The organism is Thalassospira sp. CH_XMU1448-2, assembly GCF_037027285.1.
Lineage (GTDB): Bacteria > Pseudomonadota > Alphaproteobacteria > Rhodospirillales > Thalassospiraceae > Thalassospira > Thalassospira profundimaris_C.
The window spans coordinates 213705-226986 of sequence record NZ_JAYMEA010000003.1 but is presented as its reverse complement, the minus strand read 5'-3'; the positions used below and the strand labels follow the sequence as shown (position 1 = coordinate 226986).

Annotated in this window: 11 protein-coding genes; 3 read left to right on the top strand and 8 right to left on the bottom strand. The window is 56.2% G+C overall.

Translation table 11 applies throughout. The features are described from left to right. Window positions 1-122 precede the first annotated feature (122 nt). Window positions 123-1457 carry an O-antigen ligase family protein gene (locus WA318_RS13550; protein ID WP_336081883.1) on the bottom strand — a complete coding sequence of 445 codons (1335 nt, stop codon included), beginning with the start codon at window positions 1455-1457 and terminating at the stop codon, window positions 123-125. 107 nt (window positions 1458-1564) lie between these two features. On the opposite strand from WA318_RS13550, the gene WA318_RS13545 reads away from it, so the two are divergent. Next, window positions 1565-2656 carry an O-antigen ligase domain-containing protein gene (locus WA318_RS13545; protein WP_336081881.1) on the top strand — a complete coding sequence of 364 codons (1092 nt, stop codon included), beginning with the start codon at window positions 1565-1567 and terminating at the stop codon, window positions 2654-2656. Continuing rightward, window positions 2649-4001, top strand: coding sequence for a hypothetical protein (locus tag WA318_RS13540; protein WP_336081879.1), 1353 nt, complete (start codon window positions 2649-2651; stop codon window positions 3999-4001). The genes WA318_RS13545 and WA318_RS13540 overlap by 8 nt, the downstream gene beginning before the upstream one ends. Before the next feature lie 21 nt (window positions 4002-4022). On the opposite strand, the gene WA318_RS13535 is transcribed toward WA318_RS13540, so the two are convergent. Beyond that, window positions 4023-4454 carry a hypothetical protein gene (locus WA318_RS13535; RefSeq protein ID WP_336081877.1) on the bottom strand — a complete coding sequence of 144 codons (432 nt, stop codon included), beginning with the start codon at window positions 4452-4454 and terminating at the stop codon, window positions 4023-4025. A 260-nt stretch (window positions 4455-4714) separates the two neighbouring features. On the opposite strand from WA318_RS13535, the gene hrpB reads away from it, so the two are divergent. Further along, window positions 4715-7222 carry an ATP-dependent helicase HrpB gene (hrpB, locus tag WA318_RS13530; RefSeq protein ID WP_336081875.1) on the top strand — a complete coding sequence of 836 codons (2508 nt, stop codon included), beginning with the start codon at window positions 4715-4717 and terminating at the stop codon, window positions 7220-7222. 14 nt (window positions 7223-7236) lie between these two features. Here the strand turns inward: hrpB and WA318_RS13525 are convergent, their stop codons facing one another. Genes WA318_RS13525 through WA318_RS13500 form a run of 6 tightly spaced genes read right to left on the bottom strand, consistent with a single transcriptional unit; the run spans window position 7237 to window position 13279 of the window. After that, complete coding sequence (locus WA318_RS13525; RefSeq protein ID WP_336081873.1) at window positions 7237-8520, bottom strand: amidase; 1284 nt, start codon at window positions 8518-8520, stop codon at window positions 7237-7239. Next, window positions 8517-9650, bottom strand: a complete 1134-nt coding sequence (locus WA318_RS13520) for a M20 family metallopeptidase (RefSeq protein WP_220150317.1) — start codon at window positions 9648-9650, stop codon at window positions 8517-8519. Before WA318_RS13520 ends, WA318_RS13525 begins: the two co-directional genes overlap by 4 nt. A 47-nt stretch (window positions 9651-9697) precedes the next feature. Beyond that, on the bottom strand, window positions 9698-10414 hold the full coding sequence (locus tag WA318_RS13515) for an ABC transporter ATP-binding protein (RefSeq protein WP_114098612.1): 717 nt from the start codon (window positions 10412-10414) through the stop codon (window positions 9698-9700). A gap of 2 nt (window positions 10415-10416) precedes the next feature. Continuing rightward, the gene (locus WA318_RS13510) at window positions 10417-11202 is read right to left on the bottom strand and encodes an ABC transporter ATP-binding protein (protein ID WP_114098613.1); all 786 of its coding nucleotides are present in this window, start codon (window positions 11200-11202) and stop codon (window positions 10417-10419) included. Window position 11203: 1 nt separating this feature from the next. Next, window positions 11204-12355, bottom strand: a complete 1152-nt coding sequence (locus WA318_RS13505; RefSeq protein WP_336081868.1) for a branched-chain amino acid ABC transporter permease — start codon at window positions 12353-12355, stop codon at window positions 11204-11206. 3 nt (window positions 12356-12358) lie between these two features. Next, window positions 12359-13279 carry a branched-chain amino acid ABC transporter permease gene (locus tag WA318_RS13500; protein ID WP_220150318.1) on the bottom strand — a complete coding sequence of 307 codons (921 nt, stop codon included), beginning with the start codon at window positions 13277-13279 and terminating at the stop codon, window positions 12359-12361. Between the last annotated feature and the right edge of the window lie 3 nt (window positions 13280-13282).

Below are 13282 nucleotides of genomic sequence, written 5' to 3'. Positions count from 1 at the left end.
GTCGGGTGATCCGCGCCAGATGGAACGCATGACACAGGATCAGCTGCAATCCGCACCATTTGAGCCGGTATTGCTGTCACTTTTGGCGGTGGCCAGAATGTCAGGAAAGACGCCTGATCTTGTCACTGGCGCAGGGTTTCTTGATCAGGCAGTGGCGATTGCGCCGCGTGATCGGCGCGTTCGGGAAATTCGAAAGGCGATACAAGACGGCCTTCAAGGCCCGCCACCCACATTGCCACCATTGGCAGAATAAGGGCGGGAAGCGAGATGACCCAGTCCGAGAATGATCCGATCAGCGCAATGGAAATCAAAGCCGTCCCAAATGCCCGGTTTGGCAGGTTTGCGGCATGGCGGAGAATGAAAACAATTGCTGTAATCAGCGATAAAGCAACGGCCATAGTTACCGGAATCCCGAACATAATTGCCCCGTCAAGCCACAGATTGTGGCTGCTAAACCAGTGGGCATTGGTATTTAAATCCGGTGTCGCGACATGAGCCATCACAAGGGGGATACTGTTTGCGCCATATCCGGTGATCGGGCGTTCGGCGATGGCATGTATGGCCGTCAGCCAGGCATCATCGCGCTGGATCAGATCAAGCCGGCCAAGATCGGCAAAGCGGATAAACAATTCTGGTTCGGCAGAAGCAACAAGGGCAAGAACAATTACGGCACCGGCTGTTGCAGCGAAAAAGCGTCGAAGGCGGGCAAGACCGGATTGTCTGGAACTGCACAGGGTAACGAAAAGGATGGTTGCGATAATGATCGCAAAAATCGCACTGCGCGAATGGCTCTGGATCAGGGCGGCGGTGAACAGGATGGCCAGTGCCAGATAACTGCCCGACTGATCAAGCCGCTTGCCCGTCGATTGATCCGGATACCGGACAAAGAACCACAAACAGGTCATCGATCCGCTTGCCATCAATATGCCAAAGGCATTGCGATTGGCAAAGCTTCCGGTCCAGTCCCCGATATGGGCGGTTTTGACAAACCAGAAGGTGGTCTGCCAGTCAAAAGCTGCATTGCCTGTGGCAAGGATCAGTTGCAGGCAGCAGGATGCAATAACAGCCTTGCCAACAATAATCTGCCAGTGACCGGGATGGAGTTGCGTGATCAGCGATCCAAGCGTGATCGTTCCGGCAAGCCAGATCAAACGGGCCGACAGGTCAATCCAGCCACCCGGGTAAAGCGCGATATAAGGTGCCTCGAACGGGAAGGGTTGAATGGGCCAGACTGGCATGGATTGCAGGACAGACCAGCCGATCAGTCCTGCCACAAGTATCCAGACATAAAGCACATAACGGCGCAGGATCAGATTGCGCGCCGCCGCGATCATGGCAAGCGATCCAATGCCGGTCAGGATCGACAGGATCGCCATCGCCCATGGCCGTGCCCCGCCCAGCATTACCGGGGCGAGGATAATCTGTGCGATCAGGCAAAATTGCGCCAGACGATGCATCAGGCCGTGCCAATCTGCTTTGAAAACAAGGGGTTCAGTCTAGCGAAGATTTGCTTGCCTGTCGCGCGCCAATCAACAGAAGCAGGGACTGTGTGCCGAGGTGCAATATGACAGGCAGGCCTTATGCCCTGGCCGGGCGCGGGGATGGAGAAACACGTCTTGTTGACTTCGTTGCATCGCAGGTCTTGCCACTGTGGCTGGTGATTGCTGGCAACGCTGTGATGATCGCATCGCTGTGGCTGCTGGGCGCGGGCGGAATGATGGCCAAGCTGATCCTGCTGGTCTTCTGGGTCATGATGCTGGCGGCGTATGGTCGCAATCTGCATTTCAAACCGGCCGGGCTGGTGGGTGGTTTGATCCTTTGTGCCCTGATCGGTTTGATCGGGTTGGGGGATGGCAGTCCGGGTGAGAAAATCCGTCTTGCTGGCAATCTGATGATGTTGCCGGTCGGGCTTGCTGCTGGATATGTGATCGGGCGTGATTGTTTGCGTATTCTTGTGCCATCACTCGCACTTTATCTTGTTCTTTCAAGCTCCTTTTATCTGACCCATGAAGGGTTTCGGCTTAATCACGCATTCCTGCTTCTGGGGTTCTTTGCGCTTTGTTCGGTCATGGCGTTGCCGGGCGGCCGATGGGCAGGCGGGGTTGCGGCCATCGCCATTTTGCTGAGCCAGACGCGGATCGCGGTGATTGCGATGCTGATCAATCTGGTCGGCGGGATAAGGTTCGGACGGGCCGTGACCGTGCTGGTCGGGGTCACAGGTCTTGGGATCATGGCGGTATTGATCGCGCGGTATCTGCCACGTCTTTTGATGACCCATGACAGTGGAAGGCTGGTTTTCTGGCAGGAGTTTGCCGATCTCTGGCGTGATGGTCCGCCATCGCGGCAATGGCTTGGTTTCGGGGCCGGATCGGTTGAGGAAATCCTGTCGGGATCATCGTCATTTGCCTCATTTGGCGCACTTCATAATGATCATTTCCGTATCCTGTTTGAAACCGGGATGGTTGGGGCCATTTTGTGGTTTTGGGCATGGGGGATGATGATCTGGTCGGTGCGTCAGGTGCGGTTATCGGTCTGTATCCTGATTTCGGTATTTGTGACGATGGTGACCGATAACAGTCTGAATTACGGGCACTATCTGATGTGTACGGCAATTGCGTCGGGGATTGCCGCACGCACAGGAGGACCGCGTGAATAGGGCCGTTCTGATCAATGTTCGGGACAGGGTTCTGGCACGCATGCGGCAAGCGGATTTTGCCGGTGCCGATCCGTTTGACGGGCTTGAAAGTCGATTGTTCCAGGCATCGGGTCTTGGGCGGTTTCGAATTGCCCGTCTGATCTGGTTGCAGGCGATCAAGCGCGGACCGGGTGCCGTGCGACGGTTTGCCATGATCCCGCCGATGATAAGTCCCAAAACGCTGGCGCTGCTGAATGGTGGTGCGGGTGGTGTCCGGCTTGGTGATTTTTCCGGGCAATTGATCGCGATGCAAAATGCCGATGGCGGGTGGGGATATCCGTTTGAATGGCAAGCGCGGGCCTTTTACGCCAGACGTCATCAAAGCAATGCGATTGTCACAAGTTTTGTGATTGATGGATTGCTGGCAGGCGGCATGACACCAGACCATGCATCCCTGATCCGGGCGGGGGAATTCATTGCACGTGATCTTTGGCGCGATGGCTATTTCGCCTATTTTGATCATGATGCGAGCGAAATTCACAATGCCAGCCTATGGGCGGCCTTTGCGTTAAATCGCATTCTGCCCGGAAATGAAAAATCCCGGCGCGCCTTGGTGCGCGTCATCAACGCGCAACGCGATGATGGCAGCTGGGCCTATGGCACGCGCGGGCATCATGGTTTTGTCGATGGCTTTCATACCGGTTATATCCTTGATCTGCTTGACCGGTTTCGGACGACTGGCGTTGAAGGGGCGGAGATTGGCAGGCTGGATGGCGTGATCGCACGTGGCTGGCAGTTTTATCGTACCAACTGCTTTGATCCGGACGGTATTCCCAGAAGCTTTGCCAGAAAGGATGGTTATCTTGATGCACATGCGGTGGCGCAGGCGATGGCAAGCCTGTGCCGGTTTGGTGAGGTGGTCGATGCGGTCAGGCTGGCAGATTGGGCGGTGCAGATGCTTTTTGATCCGGCGCGCGATATCTTTCATGCCGGGATCGGACGGTTTGGGGTTGATCGGCAAAACTATCTGCGCTGGACGCAAGCCTGGATGGTCTGGGCCCTTTCGATCGTGATAGAAAGAATGGCATCGAAACAGCAAGACACGCCCATGCCAACGCTTGATCCAAACGCAGCACTTTCATTTCCCCATCCCGATCCGGACAGGGCGGACAAGGAAGCGGCATTGCGCAACCTGTCCGAAGACGCCTTTCGCACGCTTTATGCCATTACGCGGGCCGAAGCCGCGCGTATGAAAGCCGCGGGGGAAATGGAGGCGCTTTATGGCCTGACGCGCGGGATGAAAACCCTGCAACGGATTGGCGGAGAACGCGGGATCATTCTTCGGATTGCGCGTTCAGGCGCATAAAGCGGGGCAGTGTGTGGACTGTCAGCGTTGCGACATCTCGTCACTGGTCAACTGACCATCACCATTGGCATCAAAATGTTTGAACATCCGGGCATGGATGGCCTGAAATTCTTCGAGTGACAGGCTGCCATCACCGTTGGTGTCCATCATGACGATCATCATGTCGGGTCCATGCATCCTGCCCGCCATCATGCCAGATCCCATCATGCCAGATCCCATCATCATTCCGGCACCCGGCATGCCGTTACAGGAATAGGCCATATTGCCATAACCTTGTCCTTGCATCATTCCCTGGCCCTGCATCATTCCCTGACCCTGCATAGGACCCTGACCACCTTGCATCATGCCCTGTCCGGGCTGTTTCATCATCGGCGAGCCTTGTTGTGCATTTGCCAGACCAATAGAGCCTGCAAGTGCCAAACTAAATACGGTTACTGCGAGAATGTTCTTCATCGATCGTCTCCGGTTTCTGGGCTGGGGTGTTTTCCTGCAAGCTGCCTGAGCACTGATATGGAAATGGGAGAACAGGCATCTGCATAACCAACAAGGGGAGCCTATCACGGTATGACATCGGGCCGCATTGAGGCCGATCAAAGGGCAAGGATCAGGGATCTGGTGAAATATCGATGTAACTGAGCGCTTGCGCCAAACAATAGCACAGGGATATTGCTAGGCAGAGCAACGATGTCGTCCGTTCAATATCGAAAGATCACATGACCTCTGCATTCCCGGCCCTTCCGATTGATGCCGTCCTGCCCGAATTTTGCGCGGCGCTGGAAACGGGAACCAATGCGGTTTTGCAGGCTCCGCCGGGCGCAGGCAAGACGACCAAGGTGCCCTTGGCTTTGCTGGATGCAGGGTGGCGTGGCGATCAGAAGATCATCATGCTTGAACCCCGCAGGCTCGCCGCCCGGGCGGCTGCGCGCCGCATGGCGCAGCTTCTGGGCGAGGGGGTTGGCGAGCGGGTGGGCTATCGCGTTCGCTTTGACAGCAAGATATCGGCCAGGACCAAAATCGAGGTCGTGACCGAGGGCATTCTGGTCCGGATGATTCAGGATGACCCGGAACTTTCGGGCATTGGCGCGATCCTGTTTGACGAGTTTCACGAACGATCCCTTGATGCCGATCTTGGATTAGCTTTGGCGCTGGAAACCCAGGGGGCACTGCGCGATGATTTGCGCATTGTCGTGATGTCGGCAACCCTTGATGGCGGGCCGATTGCAACGCTTATGGGTGACTGCCCGGTGATCACATCCGAAGGCCGTGCCTTCCCGGTCGACACCCGGTATTTCCCGCCAAAGCACGATAATTGGGGCAATATCCGCATTGACGCGGAAATGACGGCGGCGATCAAAACCGCCCTTCGCGAAGAAAACGGATCGATCCTTGCCTTCCTGCCCGGACAGGGCGAAATCACAAGGGTCGAGGCGGCATTAAAAGAAGTGGTTGGCAGCGATACCATCATCGCCCCGCTTTATGGCGCAATGGATGCCAAGGCACAGGATATCGCGATCCAGCCAGCATCCGATGGCAAGCGCAAGGTGGTGCTGGCAACCGCGATTGCCGAAACGTCGCTGACCATTGATGGCATTCGCGTCGTGGTCGATAGCGGGTTGCAACGCCTGCCGCGTTTTGATCCGGCATCGGGCATGACCCGGCTGATCACGGTGAAATCATCACAGGCGAGCGCCGAACAGCGCCGCGGGCGTGCCGGACGACTGGAGCCCGGTATTTGTTATCGCCTGTGGGCGGAAAATGAACAGCGGGCCCGTGCGCCCTTTACCGCGCCCGAAATTGCCGAGGCCGATCTGGCCCCGCTGACCCTTGAACTTGCGCGCTGGGGTGTAACAGACCCCAAAAGCCTGCCCTGGCTTGATGTGCCGGAAGCTGCCAAGATTGATCAGGCGCGCGATATCCTGCGCGGGCTTGAGGCGATTGATACTGACAACCGCATCACCGCCATGGGAACGGCAATGGCGGGGATCCCGGTTCATCCCAGACTGGCGCATATGATGTTGCGCGGCGCGGCCTTGGGGCTTGATCAGATTGCCTGTGCCTTGGCGGCACTGCTTTCGGATCGGGATTTCATGCGCGGGCGCGGGGCGGATTTGCGCTTGCGGATTGAGGCCATCCTGCGCGGTCATGCCCCCAAAATGATCAGCGAGGCCGCCAAGCAACTAGCACGCAGGCTGTCTGATGTGGTGCGTCAGGCAAACCTTCCCAAAGGTGAAGGCACAAAGGTTGATCGCGCGGATGAGGTCGGGTTGCTTCTGGCCTTTGCCTATCCCGACCGGATTGGCGAACGGCGTAAGGGGGCCGATGCGCGCTATCGCCTGTCAGGTGGGCGCGGCGGCGTTTTGCCCAATGAAGACAGCCTTGCGAATGAGGCCTATATCGCGGTGGCCGAACTGGACGGGCAGGCGCGCGAGGCCAGAATTTACCTTGCCGCCCCGGTGGCGCGGGCAACGCTTGAAACACATTTCGCCGATCAGATTTCCGAAGGCACAGAGGTTTTCTGGGATACCCAATCAGATGCGGTTCAGGCCCGCTGGCAGCGCCGGATCGGGGCATTGGTGCTTGATGAAAAAGCCACCCATGACGAAGCCGATCCCGATGCCATTGCAACGGCGATGATCGAAGGTATCCGCAAGATCGGTCTGCATTGCCTGCCTTGGGACAAGGCATCAGAAGGTCTGCGTGAACGGTTATCCTTCCTGCATCGGGTGGATGGCGATCACTGGCCTGATGTGTCTGATGACGGGTTGCTGGGATCGCTTGAAACGTGGATTGCACCCTATTTGACCGGCATTACCAAGCGCGGGCAGCTTAAACAGATAAATCTGTCCGAGGCCTTGCTGGCCGGGATTGACTGGAACCAGCGACAGGAACTGGACCGCCTTGCGCCCACCCATTGGCAAGTGCCGACCGGATCAAACATCCGCATTGATTATAGCGGTGAAAAACCGGCCCTGCCGGTGCGCATACAGGAAATGTTTGGCGCGACCGAAACGCCAAAGGTCGCCGGGGGCAAGGTTGCCGTAACCCTGCATCTGCTATCCCCGGCCCAGCGCCCGATACAGGTGACCAGCGACCTTGTGGGTTTCTGGAACGGATCCTATGCGCAGGTCAAAGCCGAGATGAAGGGACGCTATCCCAAACATTACTGGCCCGATGATCCGCTTCAGGCGGAACCCACACGCCGGGTTAAAAGCCGGATGTAGGTTCCTGTCCGAAATCAAAGATGACGGGAAATCCAGTCGGCTGCCTTGAGCATGCGGGCATCATCACCAAAGCGACCAATCACCTGCAAGCCAACCGGCATATTGTTCGGGCCAGACAGACCCGGAACGTTGATGCAAGGCACGCCCGAGAACGTCCAGATACGGTTAAACACCGGATCACCCGTGGCGTTGAGGCCAACCGGTGCTTCGCCCGGGGCGCTTGGGCAGATCAGGATATCATAATCCCCCATGGCGTCGGAAAGGGCGGTGCGGCTTAGTTTTGCCTGATCAAGTGCCTTGTCATAATCAGATGTCAGAACATTCATCCCGGCATCAAATCGTTCGCGGAACTTTGCGCTGACCTGATCCGGGTGGCTTGAAACATCATAAAGGCCGGTAAAGCTGACCTCATAATCCATCGCAATGCCATGGGCGTTGGCAAGCGTTGCAAAGATGTCGGGCAGGGTGAAGTTCGAAACCTTCGCACCGGCTTTGCCAAGTCTGGTTGCAGCATCTTCGATCAGTGACTGGGTGGTTGCGTCGGCCGCATCCCATTGCGGCGTCTGGCAAAACCCGATTGTCGGAACGAAGTCGCCGGACAGGTTGCTGATATCAAGTTCGGGGCGTCGTCCAAGAACAGAGGCAAGGAAACCGGCATCCTTCACCGTGCGGGTCATAACCCCGAGGTGATCCATCGATGGCGCGAGGGGACGGATGCCGGTTAACGGCAGGAACCCGTAACTGGGTTTATAGCCAACAACCCCGCAATAGGATGCAGGACGGATAATCGAACCGGCGGTCTGGGTGCCGAGTGCTGCCGGAACATGATAATCGGCAACTGCGGCCGCCGAACCGCTTGATGATCCGCCCGGAGTTCTGGTCAGATCGTTGGGATTGGCGGTTTTACCCGGCTGGAAATAGGCAAATTCCGTCGAGACGGTTTTACCAAGGACAATGCCACCGGCATTGCGGATGGTTGCAACGCAGGCTGCGTCCTGTGCCGGTTGATGACCTTCATAGATCGGTGATCCATACCCGGTCGGCATGTCGACGGTATCAATCAGATCCTTGATCCCGATCGGAAGACCCGAAAGCGGGCCAGTGGTGGTCTTGGCGGCAGGGGCGCTTGCCTGTGCCTTGGCGCTGTCGGCATTGATATGCATCCAGGCACCAACATCCCCTTCACGTTCGGAAATGCGTTCAAGGCAGGATGCCAAAAGCGTTTCAGCGGTCAGTTTACCGTCCGAAAGTGCGCTGGCGGCTTCAAGAAGCGACAGTCTGTTTGGCTGTGACATCATTGATTGTTCCAGTTTTCAGCCAGCGCACGATAGATACCGACGGCTTCTTCGATCCGCGAGACATAGCAAAACTCGTCGGTCTGGTGGGCCATGGCAGCTTCGCCCGGGCCAAGAATGACGGTTGGGGCAAAGTCATAGGCACGGGTGAAAATCGAGGCATCGGTGAAATAGGCCGCAGTCCTGTTTTCAATCGGGCCGTCATGAAGCGGTGCGACCACCTCGAACACCGACTGCATCCACGGATCATCCGGCGATGTCCAGACCGGTTCAAGATTGACCGTCGGGGTCAATGTCACCTCGTCGCCCAGATAGGAGGCCAGCTGTTCAAGAATGACCTCGTTATCCTGACCGGGGATGGTGCGCACATCGATGCCGATTTCCGCACGGTTGGGGACGGAGTTGACGTTAATGCCGCCATCAACCGTCCCGACATTCAAGGTCGCGGGCCCCATCACCGGATGACGGGCGACGTTGAAGTCATAGTCTTCGAGCTTGGTGATCGCGCGCGATGCCTTGTAAATGGCATTGACGCCAAGTTCGGGCATCGAACCGTGTGCGGTGACACCGTCGGTCGTGGCTTTCATCCAAAGCGCACCCTTGTGCCCGACATAGGGGTAGTTTGATGTCGGTTCGGCAACGACGATGGCACCGGACTTGCCAATCACATCGCCAAGTCCGGCAATATAGGCAGCACCCTCGCAGCCGGTTTCTTCGCCCGCCGTAATCAGAAGAACCACACCGGGACCCTTGGCAAGATCAGGCGCAATTTCGATCACGGCGGCGACAAAGGCGGCGACGCCTGATTTCATGTCGCTTGATCCGCGACCATAAAGTTTGCCATCGGCAATGTCGGCACCAAACGGCGCCATGGACCATTCGGTATGACCAAGCGGGACGGTATCAAGATGACCGGTAAAGCATATCGGGGGACAGGTTTCTGACCCGCCGATCCGCGCAATCAGGTTGGTTCGACCCGGTGCAAAGTCATGATAGGAAATGTCAAAACCGTTTTCTGCCAGTAGCTTACCGACATATTCGACGCAATCCTTCTCAGGATTGACCGGATTGACGGTTTCAAACCGGATGAGTTGACGGGTCAGTTCGACCGCATCAATTTTGGTGTTGGGCACGTTTTATCCCCTGTGTTCCTGATATTTTCAGAAGCGTGTTTCGGTGACTAGCCGAAATAGGCCTCGTGGACTTCCTTGTTTTCGGACAGTTCCTGTGCCGTTCCTTCGGCGACAACACGTCCCTGCGACATCACGTAGCCGTAATGGGCAATGGCCAGTGTTTGATGCACATTCTGTTCGACAAGGAACACTGTGATGCCCTGATCGTTGATCCGCTTGATGATGTTGAAGTTTTCTTTGACAAACAGCGGCGACAAGCCCAGAGACGGCTCGTCAATTAACAGGACCTTGGGGGCCGCCATCAGGCCGCGCCCGATGGACACCATTGCCTGTTCACCACCCGACATCGTTCCGGCCAGCTGATTGCGGCGTTCCTTAAGGCGCGGGAAAATTTCGAACACCTGATCCATGCGATCTTTCAGGACGGCTTCGGTATTTTCCTGATATCCGCCAAGACGGAGGTTATCGACAACCGTCATTTTCGGGAAAACCTTGCGGCCTTCGGGGATACAGGCAATGCCCGCTGAAATGATCTTGTGGGTCGGAAGCCCGACCAGACTTTGACCATCAATCAGAATGTCGCCGGCACGCGGCGGCGTCAGGCCAAGAATGGCACGAATGATGGTGGATTTCCCGGCACCGTTTGATCCCAGCAGGCAGGTGATTTTGCCTGCCGGGACCTTAAGCGATACGCCTTCGAGAACATCGGCGGAATCATAGGCCGCGTAGATGTCCCTGACTTCAAGTGCACTTGCAGTGGCCATGATTATTCTCCCCCCAGATAGGCTTCCTGGACAAGCTTGTCCGAGGCGACGTCACGATACGCACCTTCACAAATTTTCTGACCGAAATTCAGGACAATGCATTTGTCTGTCACGCGTTCGATCATGCCCATTTCATGTTCGACCAGAATGATGGACAGGCCATCGATCATTTCGCGGACTTCGAGAATGTCATCCATCAATTCGCGGGTTTCTTCGTGGGTCATGCCCGCCGAAGGTTCATCAAGAAGCAACAGACGCGGATGACTGATCAGGGCGCGGCAAATTTCGATACGGCGACGATCAATCATGCGCAGGCTTCCGACCGGATCGAACATCTTCTCGGCCAGTGCAGGATCAAAAATCTTCAGAAGCTTGCGGGCTTCTTCGTGATTTTCTTGGATCTGTTCCTTAAGGGCCTTGCGCTGGAAGATATTGAACAGCAGGCCCTGATTAAGGCGCTTGTGGTTGCCGATCATGATGTTGTCAAAGATCGACAATTCAAGACACAGGCGGGAACGCTGGAACGTGCGGGCAACCCCGGCTTCGTAGACTTTCTGGGCAGGCCAGCTTGTGATGTCCTGTCCGAGAAATTCGATGCTGCCGCCATTGGCTTCATAGATGCCGGTCAGCACGTTAAACGACGTTGTCTTGCCCGATCCGTTCGGCCCGATCAGGCCAAGGATTTGGCCATTGGTAAGTTCCATGTCGAACTTGTTAAGCGCAATCACGCCGCCGAAACGCCGGGTCAGTCCGCGAAAGGTCAGTACGGTTTCTTGTTGCTGGGCCATATCAACCTCTCCAGCCTGGAATATATGCGCGCAAACCACGCGGAAGGATGCCCTGCGGACGGAACAGCAGGATCAGGATCATCACGACCGCATAGATCAGGAACCGGTATTCCTGAATGACCTGAAGCTTTTCAGGCAGCAGAACGACAAGACCGGCGGCAAGGATCGTGCCCCACAGGCTTCCCATGCCGCCGAGCAACACGATGGAAACAAGGATCAGTGAGTCCGAGAACGCAAAGTTCGACGGCGCAATAAAGCCAAGCATCATGGCGTACAGCGCACCAGCCGTTCCGGCCAGGAAGTTGCCAAGGGTAAAGGCAACAATTTTCCAGCGTTTGATATCGATGCCAAAGCAGGCCGCAGCGGTTTCATCAAGACGGACCGCATCGAAATTCAACCCGATCCATGACCGTTCAATGCGACGCATCAGCACAAAGGTCAGAATGACCATAATCAGCGCCAAAACCACGTAGTTCATATAGAACGAGATTTCGAGGTTTTCGCTGATTTCGATGTTGTTGTTAAAGTCCCAGCCAAACAGGTTCATGCCCGAAACGCCCAGCCCTTGCGGGCCGCCAAGCGTGTCGTTGACCTCAAGGAAGGTACGGAACAAAAGACCAAAGGCGATGGTGACAACGGCGGCATAATGGCCGCGTGTACGCAGAACCGGAATAATCAGCACCGATCCGACAATGGCTGCAATGATGCCGCCAAGCAGGATGACAAGCAGCAGCGGCACGGATGTATCGCCAAGCACAGCTGCGGTATAGCAACCCACCCCAAAGAATGCCGCCCCGGCAAAGTTCACAACACCGGTGAAGCCGAACTGAATGTTCAGGCCGCAACAGGCAATCACATACAAAAGGACAGTCGCGATCATCAGAAGCGGGAAGTGATCTTCGCGGAACCAGAAAACAACGGCAATGGTTGCCGCGATGAAGGCAAAGTTCATCAGCCGTTCATTCCGCGCCAGGCTTTGCGCGATGGAGGCGGTGATGCCAAGTTTGGCACCGCCAAGAACCAGTGCAGCGGCAAATACCAGCAGGGCAAAGATTTCGACCTGTTCTTCGATGGCGATGAAGGTGATCGAAAAGGCAGCAATCACAGCGCCCAGAAGAATGATGACAAGTTTGTCTTTTAACGATTGCGTCATCGATCAGACCCTTTCGCTCGTTTTTTCGGCGATCAGGCCGGTTGGACGCCAGGCGATGATGGCAATAACAACTGCAAACGCGAAAACGTCTTTGTACGCACTGGCAAAGGGCAGGGCGACGGCACCAAGGGTCTGCAATCCGGCAAACAGGAAGCCGCCAAGAATGGCGCCATAGATGTTGCCAAGGCCGCCAACGATGGCCGCACTAAAGCCGATAACACCAAGCAACAGGCCCATGCCGAAGTTGATTTCATTGTAGTAAAGGCCGTTCATGACACCGGCAAAGGCCGCCACACCCGAACCCAGCGCAAAGGTCAGAAGCACAATCATTTTGAAATTGATGCCCATGCATTTGGCGGTTTCTTCGTCCTGGGCCACAGCACGGATTGCCAGACCAAGACGGGTACGGTTGATCAGCATATTGACGCCGACAATCACCAGAAGGCCACCGACCAGCAGGATGACGCTGTCGGAACGCAGGGTGAAGGACCCCAGTGACCATGAATCGGTCGGCAGAAGGGCCGGGAAATGTTTCGGGTTCGAGCCGTCCGGGTAAAACAGACGGATGGCTTCGCGCAGAACCGTGCCCAGCATCAGCGTAACCAGCAGGGTATTAAGTGGCGGTGCCGATTTCAGCGGAAGCACCAGATAGCGGGCAATGACAGCACCGAGAATGGCCATCGATCCGATGGAGATAACCAGAACACCGATCAACTGAATGAAAGCGTTGTCGATCCCGATCGCAGTCATGCCGAGATAGGTCGAGAAACCTGCGAAAGTACCGACCATCAAGACATCACCATGGGAGAACTTGATGACATCAAGCACACCGAAAAACAGTGTGAAGCCAACAGCGACAAGGGCATACATCATGCCAAGCATCATGCCGTTAACAACAAACTGACCGAGAAGGCCCACATCCATGGC